Source organism: Dongia sp. agr-C8 (assembly GCF_054658695.1).
In genome coordinates, this window is record NZ_BAAGHZ010000005.1 from 155,873 (window position 1) to 180,336 (window position 24,464).

The window sequence follows — 24,464 nt, forward strand, 5'->3', positions numbered from 1 at the left end:
CGCCGCTCAGGCGTTGACGCAGCCGATGCTCCAGACCACCCCGCTCGCGTCGGCGATGCGGTCGAGCCGGGTCAGGGACAAGGGATCGACCTGGAGCGCCAGGGCCCGGGCCGGGCCGAGGCCGAGTGCCTGCGCCACCGCGGCGCGGATCGAGCCGCCATGGCCGACGACGACGATGTCGGCATCGGGATGCGCGGCGGAGCGACGTTCGACGGCACGGGCGACGCGCATCATCACGTCGGCGAAGCTTTCCCCGCCGGGCGGGCGCGTGGTGCCCGGCGCGATCCAGAACTTCTTGTAGCGGTCGGCATCGGTCGCCTCGAGCTCGGCATAGGTCCTGCCCTGCCAGTCGCCGAAATCCTGCTCGGCCATGTCACGCTCGACCTCGACGGCCGCGCCGGTGATGCCGCAGGCCTTGTGCAAGACGTCGAGAGTCTGTCGCGCGCGGCGGAGCTGGCTCGACATCCAGACCGGATTCTGCGGCAGGCGCACCGCGACGCGGGCGATCAGCTCATGGTCGCTGCAGTCGGCTTCGAGGTCGAGCTGGCCGGTGACGCGGCCCCCTGCGTCCTTGACCGGCGCATGCCGCACCCACCACCAGCGTGTCACCGTGCGGGTCATGTCAGCAGCGAGACCAGGTTGACCAGGACGGCGATCTCCGCGACCTGCTCGATCGCGCCCAGGACGTCGCCGGTATAGCCGCCGAACTGCCGCTTGGCGATCGCGCCGACCAGGGCGGCGGCGACGATGGCGACGATAAGGGCCACGATCGCCGCCGGCAGGTAGACGGCGAAGAAGCTGATCACCAGGCCGAGGCCGAGTGCCACATAGACACCTTGCGCCGAGGGCCGTCCCGCCATCACCGCGAGGCCTTGCGCGGTCGCCAGCGGCAGCGACCGCATGGCGAGCGGCAGCACGGCGCGGGACAGCACATGCGCCGCCACCAGGGCGGTGATGACGCGATCAGGCGTATAGAGCTGCGCCAGGGCGACGGTCTTGACCCCCGTCGCGAAGATCAGGGCCAGCACGCCGAAGCTGCCGATATGGCTGTCCTTCATGGCGGCCAGCTTGCGGACCCGGTCGCCGCGGCAGCCGAGCCCGTCGGCGAAATCCGCCCAGCCGTCCTCATGCAGCGCGCCGGTCAACGCGGCGGTCGCGGCCACGGCAAGGAATGCCGCCAGCAGACCGGACAACCCGAGCTTGACCGCGATCCAATAGACCAAGCCGCCCGCGAGGCCGACCACCAGGCCGGCCAGCGGGAAGGCGCGCGACGCTTCGCCGAGCCGGGTCTGCAGGCTGGACGATTCAATGCCGGGAGCGGGCTCAGGCGTCTTCGGCGCCATGAAGCCGACGGGGAGACGCGTGAAGAATGACAAGACCAGGAAGAGGTCCCGCCACCATGACGTGAACAATCGGGCAAGGCCGATGCCGCGCCGCGCGGGAGAACGCCCTTCCGTGCTGCTGCTCATCCGCCCACGATCCAACGACTGCGATTCCTGGTGGCGCTTCACCCGAACTGATAACCCGTTTATAGGACAGGCGGTCGCGGCGGAAAAGCCGAATGCCGACCCCCAATCGTCCAGAAAGACCCGATCCAGATGCCTGCTTCCGCGCCTGAAAAACGTCCTACCAACGATCTCGCCGACATGCGCCGGATCGTCGCCGACTTTCCCGGCCCCGATCTCGACGCGGCGAAGGCGACCGCCGCGCGCGAAGCGGTGCTGACCAAGCCGGCCGGCGCCCTGGCGCGCCTCGAGGAAATGACCCAGTGGATGGCGACCTGGCAGGGCAAGACGCCGCCGACGGTCGAGCACCCCCGCGTCGCGGTCTTCGCCGGCAATCACGGCGTCGCGGCCTTGGGCGTCTCCGCCTTTCCGGCGGAAGTCACCAAGCAAATGGTGTTGAACTTCACCAGCGGCGGCGCGGCGGTCAACCAGCTCTGCAAGAACGCCGATGCGGACCTCCGGGTCTACGAAATGGCGCTCGACCAGCCGACCGCCGACTTCACGCAGGCGCCGGCGATGAGCGACGCCGAATGCGCCCGCGCCATGGCCTATGGCATGACCTGCGTCGAGCCCGGCATCGATCTCCTGGCGCTCGGCGAGATGGGCATTGCCAACACCACCAGCGCCGCGGCGATGGCCGCCGCCCTGTTCGGCGGCAACGGCGCTTCCTGGGCGGGCCCCGGCACCGGCGTCCATGGCGCGCAGCTCGCCCGCAAGGCCGAGGTGATCGATCTCGGCCTGAAGCGCCATCGCGACGTTCTGAACGATCCCTTGAAGGTGCTGCAATGCCTCGGCGGCCAGGAACTCGCCGCGATCACCGGCGCGGTCATTGCCGCGCGCATGGCCAAGGTGCCGGTGCTGCTCGACGGTTTTGCGACCACGGTCGCGGCGTCGATCCTCTACCGCATCGACCCGCAGGCGATCGACCATTGCTGGGTGGCGCATTGCTCGGCCGAGCCCGGCCATCGCCGGCTGCTCTCCGCGATCAATAGGGTGCCGTTGCTCGATTTCGGCATGCGGCTCGGCGAAGCCTCCGGCGCGGCCCTGGCGATCCCGCTGTTCCGCGCCGCCGCCGCCTGCCACAGCGGCATGGCGAGCTTCGCCGAAGCCGGCGTCAGCGACAAGAGCTGACGCCGATGCAGAAGACCGCGCCGAAATCGCTCGCTGAAGTCCGCGCCTTTCTCGCGGACCGGCTGGGGTTGCGTGGTCCCTTCTGGCGCGCCGTGGAATCGATGGACCGCGCGGTCGATCTCGGCATGATCCAGATCGATTCCATCATCCGCACCGGCTTGCGCAACCACGAGATCGTCTGGGCCGCGCGCTCGGACGCCCCGGTCGCCGACTTCTACAAGATGGTCTATGGCGAGAGACGGATGCTGGAGACGCATTACCCGATCTTCGCCACCAGGCGCGACTGGCTGCCGCAATTCCTGCAGGACTTCCACAAGGCGGTGGAAGGCGGCATGCATTACGAAGAGCTGAAGCCGGTGAAACGCAAGCTCATCAAGCAGATCCTCGCCAATGGCCCGGTCAGCCCCGGCGAGCTCGAGGCCGAGCGCATCATCGGCGGCTTCAACACGGTGAAGGCCACCACGAAGGCGCTGGAGCACCTGTTCTACGAAGGCAAGGTCCAGGTCAGCGGCCGCACCAAGAACTTCCATCGCCAGTTCGACGTGACCGAGCATGTGGCGCCGGAGCTCCTGAAGCATCCGAGATTCAAGAAGTCCGACCATGAGCGTTTCATGGTGGAATCGGCCTTGGGCGTGCTGAAGATCGCCAGCCGCAACCAGCTCGCCCAGCGGGTCAACCACCACTTCGGCAACTGGCGCGGCCCGGGTCTCCCGGAAAGTCGCAAGCTGGTCGATCGCTACGCCAAGGAAGGCCTGCTGGAGCCGATCACGGTAAGAACCGAGGACGGCGAGGAGACCTGGTTCATCCTGTCCAAGGATCATGCCGGCTGGGAATCCTCGGCGAAGAAGGCGGATGACCGCGTGCGGTTGATCGCGCCGCTGGACAATCTTCTCTTCAACCGCGACCGCTTCACCCAGCTCTACGGCTTCACCTACAAGTTCGAGGCCTATACGCCGGTCCGGCAGCGCCGCTTCTATTTCGCGCTGCCGATCCTCTGGAAGGACGACGTGGTCGGCCTGATCGACGGCAAGCGCGAGAACGGCAGATGGCTGGTGACCGGCCTCGACATTACCAAGCCGGTCGATGCCGATGCCCTGCGCCAAGGCCTGCACCGCTTCGCCCGCATCGCCGGCGCTGAGAAGGTGATGGCCGGCCGCAAGGTGGCGGAGAAGTGGCGCCGATCACTCTCCGGCAAGATTGATTCCTGAACCGGGTTCGAGATCGGCACGACGAAGGTCGGCTGATGCATGTTGCTTCGGCTGAACCCAAGGAGATATCGATGATCACCCGTTTCGCCGCCAGTCTGATCGTTCTTTCCGCGCTCAGCGCGCCGGCTTTCGCCGGCTGCGACCAGGCCCAGGCCGTGGACAAGATGACCAAGGTCGCGACCGCACTGGGCCAGAAGGCCGGCGAGGCGCAGACCGCCGAGGACTCGCAGAAGATCGTCGCCGCCAACGAGAAGGTGAACCAGGGCGGCGAAGCCTTGGGCAAGGGCGACTACGACAAGGCCTGCGCGATCTACGACGAGGTTGCCGCGGAGAACGGCATCAGCCTCTAAACCGCGTCGAAGGCCCAGAGCCGCGACCGCTTCTCCGCCGCCGTCAGCTTCTTGAAGGCATTTTCGGCGCGGCTGGCGGTCGAGCGGTCGGGATAGGCCATAGCGCCAATGAGATGCACCGGGCGATTGGCACGGGTGTATTTCGCACCCCTGCCCGCCCGGTGTTGCTCGAAACGCGCGGCGGGGTCGATCGCGATGCCGGTATAGAGCGCGCCGTCGGCGCATTCGATCACGTAGAGGAACCAGGGCTGGGACATCGCCGGGCGATCCGACGTCTTGCTCATTTTAGCTCGAGCAGCGATCCACTCAGTATGCAGACTCGCGGTGCCTGCACCGTCACTTCGCCGACGACTGCGGCAAACTGGAACTCGGGTTGAATCGACCCTTTCTGGGCGAGGGCAAGAACGACACTCTGCCCGACACGACCGGACGGCGTGTCCTTAGGCAGCACTGTGATGATCTGCAGGGGCTCGCCGATCGGCCCGCCATCCGAGGCATCGGCACGATGCAGCGCCACGTCAACGGGTATCGGCTTCGTCTCGCCGAAGTCGACCGCCAGCATCAGCCTGAAGACCAGAGTGGTTTGCAAACCGGCTTCCTGCTGCGCGCTCCATTGCTTTTCTTGGGTTTCGTTCAGCGCAACAGAGATCCATGGATCGCACTTCTGGCCGGCTTGCCCACAGCCCGCAGCAAAGTTCATCAAGGTCAGCGCGAGCGCTGCGCGCATCCAAACAGACGACAGTTTCATTCGCTGCTTGATAAGCTCAGGCGGTCATGAGGTCAACTCTCACCGGTCGATAGATGCGGCCCGCGCCCTCATTCTGGTCCTCTAGTACGAACTGCACATTGATAGACGAAACCGCGGCCGCATCCTGTTCGCCGATCCGCGCCAAAGCTGGCGTCAGGTCGACAATTGCCCTGAATCCGCCGAGGTCCTCGTCATGGTGGTGGCTGGCCCCGAAGCCGGAGATCGCTGTGACGAAATGCGGATCAGATTCCGGTGTTTCCGGAGTGAGGTATCCGCAGTTGACGAAGACCCGGACGGAAGCACCGAGCGGGATCGGCGTATCGGAGACAACCCGCGCCGAGAGCGACCTCTGCGTGCTCGCGGCTTCGGGTCCGGCGAAGTTCGCCGTCAAAGGCTGAGGTAGGCGCGATCGAATGCCGACCGGAAGATCCGGCGTCGCGGCCACCGCTCCGAAGGCGCGTAACCTGAGATCCGCAGGCAATCCGCTGATCAACGCGGGGCGCGTATCGGGCGGACTGTATAGCTTGTCGAACCGGTAGCCGAGCGACTTAGTAGTCCTGACATCCGCCAGGATTGGAGCGACACGCGTACCGTCGCGCTCGGTGAAGTCGCCTTGTGCATACTCGGGGGGTGCCGGCCGGTCTCCGTCTACGACCTTGCATACATGGCTCGACCACGCCGGCTCTGAGGGATCACCGCCATTGGGGACGCCATTCTTGGTCTGAACTGCGGTCCAGCTCTCCCAGTGCCGGTCAATGTTGCAATGATGAAGCCAGAAGATCGGGTCGAGCGGTGACATATAGTTGCCCATGTCGAATCCGTTGCCAGTGGCCGGGTCATAGCCCAGCCAGCCGTGAACGAAATTATGCGGCCCGCCCTCCAGGCCGCCCGCTCCGCCGGTCTCATCGGTTTGGTTCGGAGAGGGACCGCCGCCAAAGGTCGTAAACCCCGCTTCAGCGCCGTAGGCACGGACCAAGGCTGCCTCATCCACCCGATTTCGCCGCGGGGCGGCACCAGCGCCCACCGCTCGGGGGTGATAAAGCGGACTCTGGGGGTCCAAAAAGACGGCTGGAAGGGTCGGATTGGCCGTCCAGTCCCAGTACGGCAGCGCGAAACTTTCGTCTTCGGAGTAGTGCCGGATAAGCGCCTCAAACTTCGCCTCATACACGCGGTGCCACGGAAGAAACCACCAATTCTGATGCGTGCAACGCATGTTGTGGATCTCGGCTTGCTTACGCCAGCCCCGACCATCATTGGGCGAATCCTGGTCTAAGCGCTTCATGGCGGCAACCGCCTTAGCGTAGGCCGTCAACACGGGGCCGTCCGGCGGCAGCTCGTGCACGGATCTTCTCTCTAGCGGTTCCTGGGCCAAGGCGCTTCGAGCAGACCATCCGGCAATCGGCAACGCAGCCGTCGCACTTAATACTGTCCGTCTTGAAATCATGGCTGCTCCCCGCTCATCTATCTTAAGTTAATCTATATCATCATATTATTCTTTATAGTTGTATTGGTGAAAGTTGTCAATGTGCTGCTGCGTAAGGCATACCTGATCCACCATGCCCTTCACGATCCGCCCCGAGCAATCCATCGACGATGCCGCCGGCATCGATGCGCTGCTGCGCGCCGCCTTCCCCGAGGCGGTGGAAGCGGACCTGGTGCAGCGGCTGCGCGCCGACGGCGATCTCGCGCTGTCGCTGGTGGCCGAGGAGAACGGCGAGATCATCGGCCAGGTCGCCTTCGTGCCGATCACACTCGACCCCGATCCCGGCTATCGCATCTGGGGCCTGGCGCCGATCTCGGTCCTGCCGCAGCGCCAGGGCCGGGGCATCGGCAGTGCACTCACCGAGGCCGGGCTCGCCCGGGCCGAGGAAGCCGGCATCGGCCTGGTCCTGGTGCTGGGCGACCAGAACTATTACGGCCGCTTCGGCTTCGACACGATGCTGGCCGAAGGGATCGAGGTCGCCTGGGCCGGTCCCTATTTTGCCGGCCTCACCTTGATCGACACCGCCCGGCCGCGCGGAAAAGCCACCTATCCCGCCGCCTTCGCCGAGCTCGGCTGAGCTTTACCGCTTCTTAAGCGAGGCCGCGCTAAATAGGCGCCTGCGGGCGCGCGCCCGCGCCCCGTCATCAATAAATTCCTTTTAAATCAATTATTTAGCTTGAAGTTTCACGCCACTGTCATCGATCTTCTGCTTCACTGGCGGAATGGATGACTCAGTGCTCACCCTGCTCGATTCGAGCTTCGACCTGCCGGAGGCGCTGCCGCCGGTGGAGATCGCGCAGCCGGAGTTCGGGCCAGTGCGCTCGGCCTTCGTCATGTGCGCGGGCGATCTGGTCGCGCCCGGCCCGACCGTCGGCCCGGAAGCGACCGGCGGCGAGGTGCTGACGATCCTGAAGCGCTCGCCGCTGACCTCGATCGTCGCGGTGGTCGATGACGACGGCGCGGTCTTGGGCGCTTTGGAGCGCGACCGCATCCTCTCCGCCTTCGCCCAGCCGCTCTGGTACGACGTCTACAATCGCCGCCCGGTCTGGCCGCTGGCCAACCGCCGGCCGCTGCTGGTCGATCGCGCGGTGCCACTGGACCAGATCAAGCAGCTGATCGCCCGTGAATATCCCGGCGCGATCCAATCCGGATTCCTGGTCGCCGAGGCAGGCCGTTTCGCCGGCTTCGGCGCCATGGCGCAATTGCTGGAGCTGACCGTGCACCAGGCGCAGCGCCGTCTGGTCGAGCTCGACAATGCCCGCAACGCCGCCGAAGCGGCGGCGGCGGCGCGGTCGCGCTTCCTCGCCACCATGAGCCACGAATTGCGGACGCCCTTGAATGCGATCATCGGCTTCTCCGATCTCCTGCTGATGCAGGTGATGCGGAACGAGCCGGCAGAGAAGCTCGGCGAGTATCTGGACGATATCGGCTCCAGCGGCCGGCACCTTTTGCAGATCATCAACGACATCCTCGATTTCTCGAAGCTGGAGACCGGCGCGGTCACGCTCGATCTGGCCGAGTTCTCGCTGGAACCGATGATCGCCTCGGCGGTCAGGATCGCCCGCGGCCAGAGCCAGACCAAGGAAGTCGAGCTCATCGCCGCGCCGATCGATCCCGCGATCGTCCTGCACGGCGACGAGCGCAAGCTCCGCCAGGTGATGCTGAACCTGATCTCCAACGCGGTGAAGTTCACGCCCCATGGCGGGCGCGTCGACGTCTCCACCCATGTCGATCGAACGGGCGCGCGGGTGATCGCGGTCAAGGATACCGGCGTCGGCATCTCGCCCGAGGACATCGAGCGCGTGTTCGAGCCCTTCGTGCAGGCCGACGGCAATCTCGACCGCGCCAGCAGCGGCACCGGCCTGGGCCTGCCGCTGAGCCGCAAGCTGGTCGAACTTCATGGCGGGACATTGCATCTCGAAAGCCGGCCGGGCGAGGGTACCACGGCGGTGGTGACGCTGCCCGCAAAGTAAGATGTCATGCCCGGCCTTGGGTTACTCCCCGACCTGCAGCAGCAGGCCGAGCGCGCGGGCGCGGGAGAAGCTCCAGAGATAGATGCCGTAGCCGATCAGCAGATAGACCAGGTTGAGGCCGAGGGCCGCGCCGAACAGGTCCCATCGGAACAGGTGATCGAACATCTGCGCCCGCATGCCCTCGAACACGTAGGACGAGGGCAAGAGGTGTGCGACGACCTGCAACCAGCCGGGCAGCACCGAGACCGGATAGTAGACGCAGGAGACCGGCGCCAGCAGGAAGACCACGAACCAGGCGAGGTTCTCCGCGGCGACGCCGAAGCGAAGGATCATCGCCGTCACCAGCAGGCCGAGGCTGCAGCCCATCAGCATCAGGCAGAAGAAGAAGGCGCCCAGCGGCAGGCCGAGGCCGAAGATCGAATAGTGATAGAACGGGATCGCCAGCACCATCGCCGGCACCACGCCGATCACGCAGCGGATCAGCGCCATGACGAACAGCGATGCCACGTGCTCGCTCGGCGTCAGCGGGCTGCAGTAGAGATTGGCGAGATTCCTGGACCACATCTCCTCCAGGAAGGAGAGCGAGAAGCCGAGCTGGCCGCGGAACAGCACGTCCCACAGCATCGCCGCCGCCAGCAGCACCCCGAAGGCGCCCGCCACCCAGGAACTGTGCTGGTAGAGGAAGGTCGAGATGAAGCCCCAGATCACCATCTGCATGGTCGGCCAATAGGCCATCTCCAGCAGCCGCGGCCAGGAGCTCCGCAGCACGTAGAAGTGCCTGAGGCACATGGCGCCGACCCTGCCGAAGGAGAAATGCATCAGGCGCGCTCCTCCGCATGGCTCTGTCCCTCGGAGGCCGGCGCCCCGCCGGCGCGGCGCTCGCGGGCGATGTCGAGGAACACCTCTTCGAGATTCTGCCGGCTGTAGCGGAACAGGAGATCGTCCGGCGATCCGGCATCGACGATCTTGCCCTGGCGCAGCATCAGCACCCGGTCGGCGAGGCGCTCGACCTCGCCCATGTTGTGCGAGGCCAAGAGGATCGCGCAGCGCGTCTCCTGCTGATAGCGCTCGAGATAGTGCCGCACCCAGTCGGCGGTATCGGGGTCGAGCGATGCGGTCGGCTCGTCGAGCAGCAGCAGTTCGGGCCGGTTGATCAGCGCCTTTGCCAGCGCACCGCGGGTCTTCTGCCCGGCGGACAACGAGCCGACCCGGCGATCGAGCAGGGATTCGAGCTCCAGCGCCTTCGCCAGCTCGGCGATCCGCCGCTTCGCATCCTTGAGGCCGTAGAGCTTGGCAAAGACCATGAGGTTGTGCCGCAGGGTCAGGCGATGCGGGAGATCGACATAGGGCGAGGAGAAATTCATCCGCCCCAGCACGCGGTGCCGATGCCGCGCGAGATCGAGGCCGAACAGCTGGATCACCCCGCGCGTGGGCTTCAGCAGGCCCAGCAGCATCGAGATCGTGGTGGTCTTGCCGGCGCCGTTGCCGCCCAGCAGGGCGACGGTCTCGCCGCGCCGGACCTCGAAGTCGATGCCGTCGACCGCCGCCACTTCGCGGAAATGCTTGGCCAGATCTTTGACCGAGATCAGTGCGGACGCCGATTCGGCCGGGATATCCTCTGAAGGATTCGTCGGATGTTCAACCAATGTACCACCTTGCCGCACTTTCTTAGCCGATCGGCCGAAGGCTTGCAAAACCGGGGTCCAGGGGCTCTATTCGGGCCCATGGATGCCGCGCTCGGTAACCCTGAACGGAACGCAGTGCGGCCGAAACGGCTGCCGAAGCAGCGCGGCCGGATCCGCCTGCGCACCATTGTCTTCATCCGCTGGATCGCCGTCGCGGGGCAGCTCTCGACCTTGCTGTTCGTGCATTTCGGCATGGGCTACCCGCTGCCCCTGCTCTGGTCGCTGGCGACGGTCGCGGCCCTGGCCGCCGTCACCGCCGGCGCGCAGCTCCGGCGCAGCGCCTCGCATCGCCTGACCGATCGCGAATCGGCGCTCTATTTCGCCTTCGACATGGTGCAGCTCTCGGTCCTGCTGTTCCTGACCGGGGGCTTGAACAACCCCTTCGCCATCCTGATCCTGGCGCCGGTGACGGTCTCGGCCACCACTTTGAGCTATAGGAGCACGCTCAGTCTCGCGGCGCTCGCCATCACCTGCATCAACGTGCTGGCGCTCTATCACCTCCGCTTGCCCTGGAGCGAGGGCGGCTACGCGCTGGCGCCCAATTTCATCTGGGGCTTCACCATCTCGCTCGGTCTCGCGGTCATCTTCATCACCTCCTATGTCTATCGGGTGGCGCAGGAGACCCGGCGGCTCTCCGATGCGCTCTCGGCGGCGCAGGCGGCGCTCGACCGCGAGCAGAGCCTCTCGTCGCTGGGCGCGCTGGCCGCCGCGGCGGCGCATGAGCTCGGCAGCCCCTTGGGCACCATCTCGCTGGTCTCGCGCGAGCTGCAGCGGGAACTGGAACCGGACGACCCGATTCGCGAAGACATCGACCTGCTGGTGAGCCAGAGCGCGCGCTGCCGCGAGATCCTGGCCGAACTCTCGCGCCGGCCGGAGGAGCAGCCGGATCATTTCAACGCCATGCCGGCGCCGCTGTTGATCGAGTTGGCGGCGGAGGGCCATCGCCGCCCGGAGGTGGCGCTCCGGATCGAGGAGCAGGCCGATCCCGCCGATCCGGTGACGCCGCTGCTGCCGCGCCGGCCGGAGCTGATCCATGGCCTCGGCAACCTGCTGCAGAACGCGATCGAGTTCGCGCGTGAAGAGGTCAAGGTCACGATCGCATGGAACGCCGCCGAGATCAGCATTACCATCAACGACGACGGCAAGGGCTTTCCCCGGGAGCTGCTGGACCGGCTCGGCGATCCCTATCTCTCCTCCGGCACCGACCTGAAGAAGACGGCGGAGCGGAAAGGCGACCATATGGGCCTCGGCATCTTCATCGCCCAGCAATTGATCGAGCGGTCCGGCGGAGCGGTGAGTTTCGACAACAATTCCTATGGCGGCGCCGAGGTGATCGCGACCTGGCCCCGCAGCGCATTCGAAGGAGCATCCGAAAATGACTGAGACAGCGGTGAACACGGGGGAGAAGACGCTGCTGATCGTCGATGACGACGCGCCCTATCGCCAGCGACTGGCGCAGGCGATGGAGAAGCGCGGCTTCAAGGTGACCCAGGCCGAGAGCTGCGAGGCGGCGATCGCCGCCGCCAGGGCCGAACCGCCGCGCTATGCGGTGGTCGATCTCCGCCTGACCGACGGCAGCGGCCTCGACGTGGTGCCGCTGATCCGCAAGACGCGCGAGGATTGCCGCATCGTCATGCTGACCGGCTACGGCAACATCGCGACCGCCGTGGTCGCGATCAAGGCCGGCGCCATCGACTACCTGCCGAAGCCGGCCGACGCCGACCAGGTCGAAGCGGCCCTGCTCGACCGCAAGGACGCGCTGCCGCCGCCGCCAGAACAGCCGATGACCGCCGACCGCGTCCGCTGGGAGCATATCCAGCGGGTCTACGAGCAATGCGACCGCAACGTCTCGGAAACCGCGCGCCGCCTCAGGATGCATCGCCGCACGCTGCAGCGGATTCTGGCGAAATACGCGCCGAAGGGGTGATCCTCGCAACCGTCATCCGCGGACTTGATCCGCGGATCTAGTGCCGTCTGCGCGAGATGCCCGGGTCAATCCCCGGATCCAAGTCCGGGGACGGGCATGACGATTTGGAATTACTTGCTCGGCAGGTGATACCACCACTGGTTCTCGTTCAGCGACATCACCGGCTGGAACTCGAGCTTGATCAGGCTCGCGTCCATCACCGACTTGGTGCGGTTGTCGAGCACCCAGGCCTTGTTGCCCTGATAGACCACCAGGATCGCATGGCCGATGCCGCCCAGGCTGCGGACGCGTACCGAGAAGATGCGCATGTTCTCGGGCGGAACGCCGGCTTCCTTCAGCAGCATGTACTTGGTGATCGAATAGTCCTCGCAATCGCCGCTTTTCTTCAGGAACTCGTAACTGGTCGCCCAGAACTCGGACTTGCTCCAGTTCGGCTGGTCCTCGATATAGGGCTTCTGGTTCATCAGCGCATTGGCGGCCTTGATTTGCGCCATCACATCGCCGGCGCCCTTCACCTCGGAAACCAGCGTGGCCCAGCTCTTTGAGCTGCAGATCTTGGTCTCGCAGGGCGCGCCGTCCTTCCAGCGGCCGAGCATCCCCCGCCAGTCGGGCACCACGCCTTTCTTGAAGTTCCAGTTGTTGGAGCCGATCTCCTTGGCGCCGAACAGCGGCGGATAAGTCTTGGCCTCAGCGGCTCCGGCGAATGCAAGCAGGGCGGCGGCCGTCATCAGGCAGGCGAGAAAGCGGCGGATCGGCATGCAGGGACTCACTTTCCGGGCAGATGCACCCACCAGGAATTCTCGTTGACCGAGAGCGCCGGCTGGAATTCCTTGCGCACGAGTTTTTCGTCCATCACCGGCGCCACCCGGTTGTCCAGCACCAGCGCCTTGTCGCCCTGATAGACCACGAGTATCGCATGGCCGATGCCGCCCAGGCTGCGGATGCGGACCGCGACGATGCGCATATCGTCGACCGGTATGCCGGCCGCCTTCAGCAGCATGTATTTCGCGATCGAGAAATCCTCGCAGTCGCCGCTCTTCTTCAGGAACTGGAAGGCGGTCGCCCAGTATTCGGTCTTGCCCCAGTTGTTGATGTCCTCGATGTAGGGGTGCTGCGCCGGATCGTTCATCAGGCTGTTGGCGGTCCGGATCTGCGCCATCGGGTCCCCCGCCGCCTTCACCTTGGCGACCAGGGCGTCCCAGCCCTTGGAGTTGCAGGTCGGGCTCTGGCAGGGCGCGCCGTTGGACCAGCGCTCGAGCATGGCCCGCCAGTTGGCGATGGCGCTGGTCTTCACCGCCCAGTTCTTCGACGCGATCTCTTTCGAGCCGAAGATGTTGGGATAGGAGCGCGCCTCCGCCGCCGGTGCGCATAGGACCGCGAGCGCCGCAATCAGCGCCCCCGCCAGCAGCCGTGGTGGATTCCCTCGACAGCAGCCGGCCGGGCCGGACATGGTGTTGACTTCCCCTTAGCATGCGGCTGCCGCTCCTTCGACCGGCCCCGGTTCAGCCCAAATGTTAAGCGCCCGGACCGCCGCCGTCGAGATGCTACCGCCTACAAAAGTGTGAGGTGGTCCGCGCCTCGCTTTTGACCCGCCAGGCTTTGTGCTAGGGTCGGCCCGCCGTCAGAGATGGTTAACCGGGCCGCTGCGGGGGCGGTGGTTCGGGCCACTGCGAGCGTCGCCACCCCGCCATTGCGCCGATCATCGAGGGAGAGGGCCTTGCCCACCGACACCACGCCTGCAGCGCCGGAGCCCCGGTTCACGATCGTCGAGGAGTCCACGAAGCCGCGGATCGACTGGCGGATCTGGTTCCCGTTCGCGATCCTGGTCCTGATCGCCGTCATCGGCATGATTCTGGTCAGCACGTTCGTCGAAAGCGAGCGCGATCAGGCCAAGTCGGAATGGCGCACCCGCATGGGCATCGTCGCCGACAGCCGCGCCGCCGACGTCAACCGATGGTTCGACGAGCAATTCGGCGACCTTCAGGGCATCGCCGGCAACCAGGCGGTACAGGTCTATCTGCAGCAGATCGACGAGCTCTCCGCCGACCCGACGCAGAGCGACCAGGTGGAAGGCCTGAAGGAGTATCTCCGCAACATCATCACCGTCACCGCAGAGCGCTCCGGATTCACGCTGAAGACCCAGGGCGATCTCGGCATCAACGAGACCCAGCCTGCCTTGGGCGGCATTCTGATCGTCGATGAAAAAGGCGGGGTGCTTGCCGCCTCGCCCAATGCGCCGGCCTATGACGGCGACCTCAAGGCCTTTGCTTCGGCCGTATTGCCTGGGCAACGGACCGTCAGCGATCTCTATTTAAACGACAAGGGCGTGCCGTCGCTGCGCTTCGTCGTTCCGATCCTCGCCCAGCAATCGGAAGGATCCAATACCGAGCAGGTCGGCCGCGTGGTCGGCGTGAAGCAGGTGGCCGACGAGCTCTACAGCCGCCTGGTCCAGCCCGGCGAGACCACGAAGAGCGGCCGCTCGATTCTCGTGCAGCTGAAGGACAACAAGCTCACCTTCCTCTCTCCGATCGCCGATCCCCAGCATCCGATCGCGCCGTTGAGCTCCCCGCTCGGCCTTGACGCGACCGATCGCGATGTCGTGTTCGGCGTGCAGAATCCCGGTGAGTTCGCCACGGACAAGAAGGACTACCAGGGTGTGCCGGTGCTGGTGACCTCGCGGTCCCTCTCGGCGGTGCCTTGGGTTCTGGTCTACACGGTCGCTTACGAAGAAGCCTTGGGTGCCGCGGAAGCGCGCTTCCGCACGCTCACCGCAGTGCTCTTCCTGACTGTGGGCCTGATCGCGGTGATCATCGCCGCAGTCTGGTACTACGGCTCGTCGCGCCGCGCCTCCCAGGCCGCCTACCAGTTCAATCAGATGGCCCGGCGCTTCGAGGAGCAGAGGAACCTCATCCAGCTGGTGACCGACAGCCAGCCCACCAGCATCTTCATCCTCGACAGAGACGACAAGTACCGCTTCGCGAACCGCCAGGCGGCCAAGGATGCGGGGATTTCCGCGACCGAGATGATCGGCAAGCCGATCGTCAATGTCCTCGGGCCGGCGGCCGCCAAGCGAGTCCTGCGGCTCAACCATCAGGCGATGGAGGAGAACCGCACCGTCACCGAATACGGCGTGGTCGAGATCGGCGGCAAGCAGAAGATGATCCAGTCCGAGCATATCCCGATCAAGGCCACCGCCGGCGGCATGGCCGGCGTTCTCGCCGTCGAGGACGACATCACCGATTTCGTGACCGAGCGCGAGCGCCGCGCCCGCAACCTCAACCAGCTGGTGAAGACGCTGGTCGACGTGGTCGACAAGCGCGATCCCTTCGCCGCCCAGCACTCGGCGCGCGTGGCGCAGGTCGCCCGCGCGGTCGCCAAGGAGATGAATCTCTCCGACGTCGAGATCGAAACCGCGGAGATCGCCGGCAACCTCCTCAACCTCGGCAAGATCCTGATTCCGGAATCGGTGCTGGCCAAGACCGAGGGCCTGACCGACGAGGAACGCGGCATGATCCGCAACAGCATCATGACCAGCGCCGAGCTGATCAAGGGGATCGAGTTCGACGGGCCGGTGGTGGAAACCTTGCAGCAGGCCCAGGCAAACTTCGACGGCACCGGTAATCCGCCGCTGAAAGGCGACGAGATCGTCATCACCGCCCGGGTCATCGCGGTCGCCAATGCCTTTATCGGCATGATCAGTGACCGTGCCTTCCGCCAGGCCCTCAGCATCGACCAGGCGATCGAGGCCCTGATGAAGGGCGTCGGCAAGGGATTCGACCGCCGGGTGGTCGCGGCCCTGATTAACTATCTCGACAACCACGGCGGGCGGGAAGCGCTGTCGGGGAACGGCAAGGGCTGAGTTCGAGCCGTCACCGGCGGGCCTGACCCGCGGGTCTTTCGAACGCGGCACAAGGTGCCTGGGTCGAGCCCGGGCATGACGGGATTGTCAGCCCAAACGATTGAAATAAATCAAATCACGGTTGATTCGGGCGCGGGGTTCTGGCCAGATTTGGCCAACGAAACGAGTCGGCGCGTCACGCCCATGAACGCACCGGCCAACATGGAGGCTCCCAATGACGTTCATGATCCGCGCTGCCGGTGCGGCGGCGGTCCTTGCGTTCTCCGCCGGCATCGCGCTGGCCGAACCGGCCGTGGTCTATGATTCCGGCGGCAAGTTCGACAAGGGCTTCAACGAATCCGCCTATAACGGGATGGAGCAGTGGAAGAAGGAAACCGGCAAGACCTACGGCGAGTTCGAGGTGCAGACCGACGCCCAGCGCGAGCAGGCGATCCGCCGCTTCGCCCAGAAGGGCGCCGACCCAATCGTGACCGTCGGCTTCCTGCAGGCGACGGCGCTGGAGAAGGTCGCCAAGGAATTTCCGCAAACGCACTTCGTCATCATCGATTCCGAGGTGAAACTCCCCAACGTGGAATCGATCGTCTTCAAGGAGCATGAGGGTTCGTTCCTGGTGGGCGTGCTGGCGGCCATGGCGTCGAAAACCGGCAAGGTCGGCTTCGTCGGCGGCATGGACATCCCGCTGATCAGCCGCTTCGAATGCGGCTATGCGCAGGGCGTCAAGTTCGCCAACAAGGACACGACCGTCTTCCAGAACATGACCGGCACGACGCCCGCCGCCTGGAACGACCCGACCAAGGGCGGCGAGCTTGCGCGCAGCCAGTTCGAACAGGGCGCCGACGTGGTCTTCGCCGCAGCCGGCGCCACCAGCCTCGGCGTCTACCAGGCCGCCAAGGACAGCGGCAAGCTGGCGATCGGCGTCGATTCCAACCAGAACCACCTGCATCCCGGCACCATGCTGACCTCGATGATGAAGCGGGTCGATGTCGCCGTGCACGGCGCGGTCGTCGGGTGGAAGGGCGGCCTCTCCGTGCTCGGCCTGAAGGAACAGGGTGTTGACTGGGCGCTGGACGACAACAACAAGGCGCTGATCACCGACGACATGAAGGCTAAGGTGGAAGCGGCAAAGGCCGACATCATCAGCGGCAAGATCCAGGTCCACGATTACGTGGCCGACAAGAGCTGCCCGGTATCCTGAACGGAAAAGCGTCACGGCCCGGAAAGATCTTCCGGGCCGTGATCCATTTCAGAAATCCTTCGTGATCGCACCGAATACATCCTCTACCCAAGCCGCCGGCAGCGACCCCGCGCCGGCGCCTTCGATTCCTGCGGTCGAGTTGATCGGCATCGACAAGAGCTTCGGCGCGGTCCATGCCAACCGCAATGTCTCGCTGAAGATCGCCAAGGGCACGATCCACGGCATCGTCGGCGAGAACGGCGCCGGCAAGTCGACCCTGATGAGCATCCTCTACGGCTTCTATGAAGCCGACCGCGGCGAGATCAGGGTCAACGGCAAGCCGGCGCGGATCCGCAATTCCAAGGACGCGATCGCGGCCGGAATCGGGATGGTGCACCAGCACTTCATGCTGGTCGATCCCTTCACCGTGATCGAAAACGTCATGCTGGGCGCCGAGAGCGGCGTGCTGATCCAAGGCGGTATCCGCAAGGCCCGCGCCGAGATCGAGCGCCTGGAGCGCGATTACGGGCTGAAGGTCGATCCCGACGCTATTACCGGCGATCTTCCGGTCGGCGAGCAGCAGCGGGTCGAGATCCTGAAGGCGCTCTACCGGCATTGCGACATCCTGATCCTGGACGAGCCGACCGGGGTTTTGACGCCGCAGGAGACCGACCAACTGTTCCAGATCCTGAAGGCGCTGAAGGAGCGCGGCGTCACGGTCATCCTGATCACCCACAAGCTCCGCGAGATCATGGCCATCACCGACAGCGTGACGGTGATGCGGCACGGCGAGATCGTGGCCGAGCGCAAGACCGCCGAGACCGACCGCGAGGAGCTGGCCGTGCTGATGGTCGGCCGCAAGGTGCGCATGGCGCCGGACCGCGCCCGCGCCAAGCCCGGCGAGGTCGTCCTCGGCGTCGACCATATCGGCCTCATCGACGAGTTCGGCGTGAAGCGACTCGACGACATCAGCTTCTCGATCCGCGCCGGCGAGATTCTCGGTGTGGCCGGCGTTTCCGGCAACGGACAGAGCGAGCTCCTCGAGGTGCTCTCGGGCATCCGCGCCCCGACCTCGGGCGTCATGCATGTGCTGGGCCGGGACGTGTCGGCGGAAGCGCCACTTTCGCCCATGCGCATGCGCCGTCTCGGCGTCGCCCATGTGCCGGAGGATCGCCACCGCCTCGGCCTGGTGACCGGCTTCCCGGCTTGGGAATCCGCCATCCTCGGCTACCAGCGCGACCGCGCCTATGGCTTCGGGCCGATCATCAATACCCGCGCCGCCGCGCGCGACTGCGGCAAGATGATGGAAGCCTTCGACGTCCGGCCGCCGGAGCCCAATCTCGGCTCCAGCAAATTCTCCGGCGGCAACCAGCAGAAGCTGATCCTGGCGCGCGAGATGGCGCGGATGCCGAAAGTGCTGCTGGTCGGGCAGCCGACCCGCGGCGTCGATATCGGCGCGATCGAGTTCATCCACCGGCAGATCGTCGCCATGCGCGACGAAGGCACGGCGGTGCTGCTGGTCTCGGTCGAGCTGGACGAGATCCTGGCGCTCGCCGACCGCATTATCGTGATGTTCCAGGGCCGCATCGTCGGCGAGACCGCCGGCGACCGCGCCGACGAACGGCAACTCGGCCTCTGGATGGCGAATGCGCATTCGGACGGGTCGGAACCCGCGGCGCCCGGGCTGCCGCCGCTGCTGCCGCCGGAAATGACCTCGCGCAACGCCGCTCTGCCGGCCGGCATGAAGATCAGGCCGCGCAAATGAGCTCAACACCGGGCCCGATGCCGCGCTGGCTCGAGATATTCGGCCTCCCCGTGGTCAACCTCCTGATGGCGCTGATCGTCTCCGGTATCATCATCCGCACCATCGGCGAGAACCCGTTCACGGCGATCCGCGCCATGGGCGCCGGCGCCTTCGGCGATCTCTACGGCATCGGCTATACGCTCTATTACGCCACCAATTTCATCTTTACCGGTCTCGCCGTGGCGATCGCCTTCCATGCGGGCCTGTTCAACATCGGCGGCGAAGGCCAGGCCTATATCGGCGGCCTCGGCGCCGGGCTGGCAGCGCTCGCTTTCGACGGCAGCCTCTCGCTCTGGCCGATGCTGGCGCTGGGCATTGTGGCCTCCGCGGCCTTCGGCGCCGCCTGGGCCTTCGTGCCGGCCTATCTGCAGGCCAAGCGCGGCAGCCACATCGTCATCACGACGATCATGTTCAACTTCCTGGCCGCCGCCTTGATGGGCTACCTCCTGGTCAAGGTGTTCAACATTCCCGGCAGCATGGAATTGGTCAGTCGCGACTTTGCGCCCAGTGCCGCCATGCCCTACGTGCACGCGCTGCTGGCCGAGATCGGCATCACCATGCCGAACACACCGCTCAATCTCGCTTTCGCCTGGGCGCTGGTTTGCTGCGGCCTGGTCTGGATCTACCTCTGGCGCAGCCGCGGCGGCTACGAGCTCCGCACCGCCGGCCTCGCGCCGCGGGCCGCCCAGTATGCCGGCATCAGCCCCAACCGCATCACCATCGAGGCGATGATGATCTCGGGTGCGCTGGCGGGCTTTGTCGGCGTCAACGAGATCCTCGGCAATCATCACCAGCTGATGATGGACTTCGTCGCCGGCGCGGGCTTCACCGGGATCGCGGTGGCACTCATGGGCCGCAACCACCCATTCGGCATCATCCTGGCGAGCCTGCTGTTCGGCGCGCTGTTCCAGGGCGGTGCCGAGCTCGCCTTCGAGATCCCGACCATCACCAAAGACATGATCGTGGTGATGCAGGGCCTGGTGATCCTGTTCTCCGGCGCCCTCGCCTATGTGAACCGGCCGCTGCTGGAGCGGGCCTGGCGGCTCTATCAGTCGCGGCGCGAGGCGAAGCCGAAGACTGTAACGGTGGCGGTCTCGCCCGCGGCGGCGCCCGATGCTCCGGTTGCCCTTGCCGAAGAGACTGTGATCCGCGCCGCCGTGCCGGAGCCGGAACCGGAACCGGCAGCATCCCCGGCCGGCCCGGCGCCGCAACCGGTGCCAGTTCCGGAAGTGATCGAGGTGGTCGAGGCCGAGATCGTAACCATGGGACCGGATGCGACGCCATCGAAGGCACAAGACAAGCTGTCCTGGCTCAAAAAATCGCAACCAAGTCCGGCGCAACCCGGGGCCCAAACGACAGAGGCGGAGGCGCCATCGGCCGCCGAGCCGCCGCCGGCCCCGCCGAAGAAGAAGCGCGGCCCGAAGAAGCCGAAGCGCAAGCCTGGGGAGATCTGAAGATGGAGTGGTTCACCACCGTCATCTATCTCCTCAGCGCGACGATCCGGGTCTCGACGCCGCTGATCTTCTGCGCCATGGCGGGCCTCATCTCCGAGCGCTCTGGCGTGATCGACATCGGGCTCGAGGGCAAGATGCTGGCGGCCGCCTTCGCCGCCGCCGTGGTCGCGGCGTTGACCGGCTCGGCCTGGGATGGGCTCGCCGCCGCGGTCCTGGTCGGGGCGGTGATGTCCCTGCTGCACGGCTTCGCCTGCATCACCCATCGCGGCGACCAGGTGGTCTCCGGCGTCGCGCTCAATATCATTGCCGCGGGCCTCACCGTCGTTCTCGGCAATGCCTGGTTCAGCCGCGGCGGCGAGACCCCGCAGCTCGACGCCACGCAGCGCTTCATGCCGCTGACTTTCCCGGGCACCGACAACATCTCCCATCTGCCGCTCCTCGGATCACTCTACGTGAAGGTGGTCAGCGGCCAGAGCCTGCTCACCTACATCGCCTTCCTGATGGTGCCCGCGGTCGCGTGGCTGCTCTATCGCAGCCGCTTCGGCCTGCGGCTCCGCGCGGTCGGCGAGAACCCCGCGGTGGTCGATACCGCCGGCATCTCGGTCGATTTCCTGCGCTATCGCGCGGTCATTCTCAGCGGCATCCTCTGCGGCTTCGCCGGCGCCTATCTCGCGATCTCGCAGGGGGCTTTCTTCCAGCGCGACATGACCGCGGGCCGCGGCTATATCGCGCTCGCCGCGATGATCTTCGGCAAGTGGAAGCCGCTCCCCGCCCTCTATGCCTGTCTGCTATTCGGATTCCTCGATGCCGGCGCGCCGCTGCTGCAAGGCAAGAAATTCTTTGGCGACACCGAGCTGCCGGTGCAGCTGATCCAGGCCCTGCCCTACGCGCTGACGGTGATCCTGCTCGCCGGCTTCATAGGCAAGGCAATCCCGCCCAGGGCGATCGGGCGGCCCTACGTCAAGGAGCGTTGATTGCAGAAGAAGCTACATGACGCGGCGAAGCATGCCTACAGCCGCGCCTATGCGCCCTATTCCAAGTTCAAGGTCGGCGCCGCGATCCTGGCCGACGACGGCAAGATCTATGCCGGCGGCAATGTCGAGAACGCCGCCTACCCCAACGGCGTCTGCGCCGAGACCTCGGCGATCTCCGCCATGGTGCTGGGTGGCGCCCGGAGGATCCGCGCGATCGCCGTGGTCGCGGGGGGCCCGAAGCTGGTGACGCCCTGTGGCGGCTGCCGCCAGCGCATCGCCGAGTTCGCCGACCCGGAGACGCCGGTCCATATCTGCGGCCCCGAGGGCCTGAAGACCAGCTTCACCATCGCGGAACTGCTCCCGGCGAGCTTCGGCAAGCGCAACCTCAAGGGCAAGAAAGCGGGCTTGAACCCCAAGCGCGCCCGGTCCAAAACAGCGCGATGATCGAACAGCTCCTCGAAGGCATCCCGAAACAGGCGCGCGGCTTCCGCGCCAAGATCGGACTCATCCTCGGCTCCGGCGTCGGCCCCTTCGCCGAGATGATCGACCGTTCCATGGTGGTCTCCTATTCCGACCTGCCCGGCTTCCCGCGCAGCGGCGTTGTGGGACACGCGGGACGCCTGATCCTGGGCTGGGTCGGCCCGACGCCGGTCGCCTGCCTGCAGGGCCGGGCGCATTACTACGAGCACGGCAATCCCTCCGCCATGAAGGCGCCGATCGAGACCCTGGCGGCACTGGGCTGTCATTCGGTGATCGTCACCAATGCCGGCGGCAGCCTCAATGCCGCGATTCCGGCCGGCTCGGTTGCGATGATCACCGACCATATCAGCCTGACCCAGGTCTCGCCGCTGTTCAACGAAACGGGGAGCAAGCGCTTCATCGACATGGTCGACGCCTACGACCCGGCGATGCGCAGCGACTTCGCCGCGGTCGCGCGCCGCATCGGCCTGGACTTGAAGCAGGGCATCTATTGCTGGTTCAGCGGTCCGCAATTCGAGACGCCGGCCGAAGTCCGCGCGGCCAAGGTGCTCGGCGCCGACATCGCCGGCATGTCCACCGTGCCGGACGTGATCCTGGCCCGCTATTGCGGCCTCAAGGTCGCCGGCTTCTCGATCATCACTAACATGGGCGCGGGCTTGAGCAGCGAGAAGCTGAGCCACGAGCACACCATGGTCCAGGCCCGCGCCGCCGCCGACAAGCTGTTCGACCTGCTGCAGGCCTATATCGCGGATCACGCGGGCTAGGGGCGGGCGGACCAGGGCTTTACGGTTCCTACGATCGTCACCGCATCTTCGCTCGCAAGCGCACGTCCGACACCGGCGCTGATCTCGGCATCGGTCAGCCAGCGCGAAACCCCGCCCTCTATCATGAAGCCGAGCACGGCGAGGCGGAGCTTCGCCGGCGCAATCAGCGCCTGCCATTCCGCCAGCCGCTCCGGCTTACCCGGATCGCCTGAAGCGCTGCCCAGCACCTCGCAATAGACGTCGCGCGCCTGCTGCGCAATGCGAACGGCGCGTTCCTTGCTGTCGTCGTGCATCCAGGCGACACAGCGGTTGAACGGCCCGCGCTGCTCGGCCGCCGCCGCCAGACCTGCCTCAAAGACGGCGTCGTCATGATAGTCAAGCACCAGCGGATGAATGTTGGGATGGCACGCCGCCAGCCGCTGCAGCCGTTCCCGGCCGCGCGCGACCACTGTGACCTGGCGGCCGTCCCGGGCCAGCGCCTCCACCAGCCCTGACAGCATGCCGCTGCCACCGATCACCAGATCGTGGGCCATGATTGACCTCCACCGCCGAAGCCTCTAGGTCTACTCCATGCTCCCACAGGAAATCATCCGCAAGAAGCGCGACGGCGGCACGCTCAGCGAGGCCGAGATCGCATTCATGGTCGAGGGCTTGACCCGGAACACCGTCTCCGAAGGCCAGGTCGCGGCCTTTGCCATGGCGGTATTCTTCCGCGGCCTCGCCATGCCCGAGCGGATCGCGCTCACCGTCGCGATGCGGAATTCCGGCACCGTGCTCGACTGGAAGCATCTCGATCTGCCCGGGCCGGTGATCGACAAGCATTCGACCGGCGGGATCGGCGACAAGGTCTCGCTGATGCTCGCCCCGATCCTGGCCGCCTGCGGCGGCTTCAACCCGATGATCTCCGGGCGAGGTCTGGGTCATACCGGCGGCACTCTCGACAAGCTGGATGCGATCCCGGGCTATAAGAGCCAGCCCGATCTCGCGACCTTCCGCCGCGTCGTCAAGGACGTGGGCTGTGCCGTCATCGGCCAGACCGACGACCTCGCCCCGGCCGACCGCCGGCTCTATGCGATCCGCGACGTGACCGCGACGGTGGAGTCGATCGGCCTGATCACCGCTTCGATCCTGTCGAAGAAGCTGGCCGCCGGATTGGATGCGCTGGTGATGGATGTGAAGACAGGCTCCGGCGCCTTCATGGCCAAGCTGGGGGATTCCCGCGAGCTCGCACGCAGCATCGTCGATGTCGCCAACGGCGCGGGACTGAAGACCAGCGCCCTGATCACCGACATGAATCAGGCGCTCGGCACCACGGTCGGCAACGCGCTCGAGGTCATCGAGGCGATCGACTACCTGACCGGCAAGCGGCGCGACCCGCGGCTGCACGAAGCCACCATCGCGCTCGCCGGCGAGCTGCTCGCCCTCTCCGGCCTCACCGTCACCGCGGCGGCGGGCCGTGCCAAGGCCGAGACCGCGCTGGGCAACGGCGAACCCGCCGAGATCTTCGCCAAGATGGTGACCGCCCTGGGCGGGCCGCGCGACTTCCTCCAGCGGCCAACGACCTACCTCGCCGCGGCGCCGGTCATCCGCCCCTGCCCGCCGCTGCAATCCGGCATCGTGCAGGCGGTGGACGCCCGCATCCTGGGCGTTGCGGTCCTGACGCTCGGCGGCGGCCGTCGCCATGCCGAGGACAAGATCGACCACCGGGTCGGCCTGACCGAGGTCGCGGGGATCGGCGAGCATCTCGATCACGCCAGGCCGCTCGCCCTGGTGCACGCAGCCGACGAGGCCACCGCCACGGTCGCCATTGCCGAGCTGCAGCGCGCCTACACGCTGGGCGAAGCGAAGTGCAAGCCGGGGCCGACGGTCATCGAAACCTTGCGCTGACTCTAATCGTCATCCGCGGGCTTGACCCGCGGATCTGGTGCCGCGCGTGGCGAAAGAT

Annotated in this window: 25 protein-coding genes; 15 read left to right on the forward strand and 10 right to left on the reverse strand. The window is 66.1% G+C overall.

The features are described 5' to 3' along the window. Window positions 1-6 precede the first annotated feature (6 nt). Window positions 7-621 (reverse strand): histidine phosphatase family protein, encoded by a 615-nt coding sequence (locus ACYQ4T_RS25025; protein ID WP_459859350.1) that lies wholly within the window; start codon window positions 619-621, stop codon window positions 7-9. Continuing rightward, window positions 618-1,469, reverse strand: coding sequence for an adenosylcobinamide-GDP ribazoletransferase (cobS, locus tag ACYQ4T_RS25030; protein WP_459859351.1), 852 nt, complete (start codon window positions 1,467-1,469; stop codon window positions 618-620). Before cobS ends, ACYQ4T_RS25025 begins: the two co-directional genes overlap by 4 nt. Window positions 1,470-1,598: 129 nt before the next feature. Here cobS and cobT point away from each other — a divergent pair, with 129 nt between their 5' ends. The 3 genes from cobT to ACYQ4T_RS25045 all read left to right on the forward strand — a co-directional run bounded on the left by cobT (window position 1,599) and on the right by ACYQ4T_RS25045 (window position 4,194). Further along, window positions 1,599-2,636, forward strand: coding sequence for a nicotinate-nucleotide--dimethylbenzimidazole phosphoribosyltransferase (gene cobT / locus ACYQ4T_RS25035; protein WP_459859352.1), 1,038 nt, complete (start codon window positions 1,599-1,601; stop codon window positions 2,634-2,636). A gap of 5 nt (window positions 2,637-2,641) precedes the next feature. Beyond that, window positions 2,642-3,844, forward strand: coding sequence for a DNA glycosylase AlkZ-like family protein (locus ACYQ4T_RS25040; RefSeq protein WP_459859353.1), 1,203 nt, complete (start codon window positions 2,642-2,644; stop codon window positions 3,842-3,844). Window positions 3,845-3,915: 71 nt separating this feature from the next. Then, the gene (locus ACYQ4T_RS25045) at window positions 3,916-4,194 is read left to right on the forward strand and encodes a hypothetical protein (RefSeq protein WP_459859354.1); all 279 of its coding nucleotides are present in this window, start codon (window positions 3,916-3,918) and stop codon (window positions 4,192-4,194) included. Here ACYQ4T_RS25045 and ACYQ4T_RS25050 read toward each other — a convergent pair. Genes ACYQ4T_RS25050 through ACYQ4T_RS25060 form a run of 3 tightly spaced genes read right to left on the reverse strand, consistent with a single transcriptional unit; the run spans window position 4,191 to window position 6,284 of the window. Next, a complete protein-coding gene (locus ACYQ4T_RS25050; protein ID WP_459859355.1) occupies window positions 4,191-4,478 on the reverse strand; it encodes a GIY-YIG nuclease family protein in 288 nt (95 codons plus the stop codon). The two genes, ACYQ4T_RS25045 and ACYQ4T_RS25050, sit on opposite strands and share 4 nt — an antisense overlap. Continuing rightward, window positions 4,475-4,942: a hypothetical protein gene (locus ACYQ4T_RS25055; RefSeq protein WP_459859356.1), complete on the reverse strand. Its 468-nt coding sequence runs from the start codon at window positions 4,940-4,942 to the stop codon at window positions 4,475-4,477. The genes ACYQ4T_RS25050 and ACYQ4T_RS25055 overlap by 4 nt, the downstream gene beginning before the upstream one ends. 16 nt (window positions 4,943-4,958) lie before the next feature. Further along, the gene (locus ACYQ4T_RS25060; RefSeq protein ID WP_459859357.1) at window positions 4,959-6,284 is read right to left on the reverse strand and encodes a tyrosinase family protein; all 1,326 of its coding nucleotides are present in this window, start codon (window positions 6,282-6,284) and stop codon (window positions 4,959-4,961) included. Window positions 6,285-6,498: 214 nt separating this feature from the next. Here ACYQ4T_RS25060 and ACYQ4T_RS25065 point away from each other — a divergent pair, with 214 nt between their 5' ends. Together ACYQ4T_RS25065 and ACYQ4T_RS25070 are read left to right on the forward strand one after the other, a co-directional pair. After that, window positions 6,499-7,002: a GNAT family N-acetyltransferase gene (locus ACYQ4T_RS25065; protein WP_459859358.1), complete on the forward strand. Its 504-nt coding sequence runs from the start codon at window positions 6,499-6,501 to the stop codon at window positions 7,000-7,002. 157 nt (window positions 7,003-7,159) lie between these two features. After that, a complete protein-coding gene (locus ACYQ4T_RS25070; RefSeq protein ID WP_459859359.1) occupies window positions 7,160-8,398 on the forward strand; it encodes an ATP-binding protein in 1,239 nt (412 codons plus the stop codon). 21 nt (window positions 8,399-8,419) lie between these two features. On the opposite strand, the gene ACYQ4T_RS25075 is transcribed toward ACYQ4T_RS25070, so the two are convergent. Together ACYQ4T_RS25075 and ACYQ4T_RS25080 are read right to left on the reverse strand one after the other, a co-directional pair. Further along, the gene (locus ACYQ4T_RS25075; RefSeq protein WP_459859360.1) at window positions 8,420-9,217 is read right to left on the reverse strand and encodes an ABC transporter permease; all 798 of its coding nucleotides are present in this window, start codon (window positions 9,215-9,217) and stop codon (window positions 8,420-8,422) included. Continuing rightward, entirely contained in the window at window positions 9,217-9,948 is a 732-nt protein-coding gene (locus tag ACYQ4T_RS25080; protein ID WP_459859361.1) for an ABC transporter ATP-binding protein, read from the reverse strand. Before ACYQ4T_RS25080 ends, ACYQ4T_RS25075 begins: the two co-directional genes overlap by 1 nt. 210 nt (window positions 9,949-10,158) lie before the next feature. On the opposite strand from ACYQ4T_RS25080, the gene ACYQ4T_RS25085 reads away from it, so the two are divergent. Together ACYQ4T_RS25085 and ACYQ4T_RS25090 are read left to right on the forward strand one after the other, a co-directional pair. Next, the gene (locus tag ACYQ4T_RS25085) at window positions 10,159-11,466 is read left to right on the forward strand and encodes an ActS/PrrB/RegB family redox-sensitive histidine kinase (RefSeq protein ID WP_459859362.1); all 1,308 of its coding nucleotides are present in this window, start codon (window positions 10,159-10,161) and stop codon (window positions 11,464-11,466) included. Continuing rightward, complete coding sequence (locus tag ACYQ4T_RS25090) at window positions 11,459-12,010, forward strand: ActR/PrrA/RegA family redox response regulator transcription factor (RefSeq protein WP_459859363.1); 552 nt, start codon at window positions 11,459-11,461, stop codon at window positions 12,008-12,010. Before ACYQ4T_RS25085 ends, ACYQ4T_RS25090 begins: the two co-directional genes overlap by 8 nt. A gap of 110 nt (window positions 12,011-12,120) precedes the next feature. Here the strand turns inward: ACYQ4T_RS25090 and ACYQ4T_RS25095 are convergent, their stop codons facing one another. Further along, window positions 12,121-12,768 (reverse strand): transglutaminase-like cysteine peptidase, encoded by a 648-nt coding sequence (locus ACYQ4T_RS25095; RefSeq protein ID WP_459859364.1) that lies wholly within the window; start codon window positions 12,766-12,768, stop codon window positions 12,121-12,123. A gap of 8 nt (window positions 12,769-12,776) precedes the next feature. After that, a complete protein-coding gene (locus tag ACYQ4T_RS25100; RefSeq protein WP_459859365.1) occupies window positions 12,777-13,460 on the reverse strand; it encodes a transglutaminase-like cysteine peptidase in 684 nt (227 codons plus the stop codon). 267 nt (window positions 13,461-13,727) lie between these two features. Here ACYQ4T_RS25100 and ACYQ4T_RS25105 point away from each other — a divergent pair, with 267 nt between their 5' ends. The 7 genes from ACYQ4T_RS25105 to ACYQ4T_RS25135 all read left to right on the forward strand — a co-directional run bounded on the left by ACYQ4T_RS25105 (window position 13,728) and on the right by ACYQ4T_RS25135 (window position 22,519). Next, on the forward strand, window positions 13,728-15,869 hold the full coding sequence (locus ACYQ4T_RS25105; RefSeq protein WP_459859366.1) for an HD domain-containing phosphohydrolase: 2,142 nt from the start codon (window positions 13,728-13,730) through the stop codon (window positions 15,867-15,869). Window positions 15,870-16,083: 214 nt separating this feature from the next. Then, entirely contained in the window at window positions 16,084-17,064 is a 981-nt protein-coding gene (locus ACYQ4T_RS25110) for a BMP family lipoprotein (protein ID WP_459859367.1), read from the forward strand. A 61-nt stretch (window positions 17,065-17,125) separates the two neighbouring features. Further along, window positions 17,126-18,808: an ABC transporter ATP-binding protein gene (locus tag ACYQ4T_RS25115; RefSeq protein WP_459859368.1), complete on the forward strand. Its 1,683-nt coding sequence runs from the start codon at window positions 17,126-17,128 to the stop codon at window positions 18,806-18,808. Further along, a complete protein-coding gene (locus ACYQ4T_RS25120; RefSeq protein WP_459859369.1) occupies window positions 18,805-20,301 on the forward strand; it encodes an ABC transporter permease in 1,497 nt (498 codons plus the stop codon). The genes ACYQ4T_RS25115 and ACYQ4T_RS25120 overlap by 4 nt, the downstream gene beginning before the upstream one ends. A gap of 2 nt (window positions 20,302-20,303) precedes the next feature. Further along, window positions 20,304-21,275 (forward strand): ABC transporter permease, encoded by a 972-nt coding sequence (locus ACYQ4T_RS25125; protein ID WP_459859370.1) that lies wholly within the window; start codon window positions 20,304-20,306, stop codon window positions 21,273-21,275. Beyond that, window positions 21,276-21,719: a cytidine deaminase gene (locus ACYQ4T_RS25130; protein ID WP_459859371.1), complete on the forward strand. Its 444-nt coding sequence runs from the start codon at window positions 21,276-21,278 to the stop codon at window positions 21,717-21,719. Further along, window positions 21,716-22,519: a purine-nucleoside phosphorylase gene (locus ACYQ4T_RS25135; RefSeq protein ID WP_459859372.1), complete on the forward strand. Its 804-nt coding sequence runs from the start codon at window positions 21,716-21,718 to the stop codon at window positions 22,517-22,519. The genes ACYQ4T_RS25130 and ACYQ4T_RS25135 overlap by 4 nt, the downstream gene beginning before the upstream one ends. Here the strand turns inward: ACYQ4T_RS25135 and ACYQ4T_RS25140 are convergent. Next, entirely contained in the window at window positions 22,516-23,052 is a 537-nt protein-coding gene (locus ACYQ4T_RS25140; protein WP_459859373.1) for a Rossmann-fold NAD(P)-binding domain-containing protein, read from the reverse strand. The two genes, ACYQ4T_RS25135 and ACYQ4T_RS25140, sit on opposite strands and share 4 nt — an antisense overlap. A gap of 37 nt (window positions 23,053-23,089) precedes the next feature. Between ACYQ4T_RS25140 and deoA the strand changes: the two genes are divergently transcribed. Next, a complete protein-coding gene (gene deoA, locus ACYQ4T_RS25145; RefSeq protein ID WP_459859374.1) occupies window positions 23,090-24,406 on the forward strand; it encodes a thymidine phosphorylase in 1,317 nt (438 codons plus the stop codon). The last annotated feature ends 58 nt before the right edge of the window (window positions 24,407-24,464 follow it).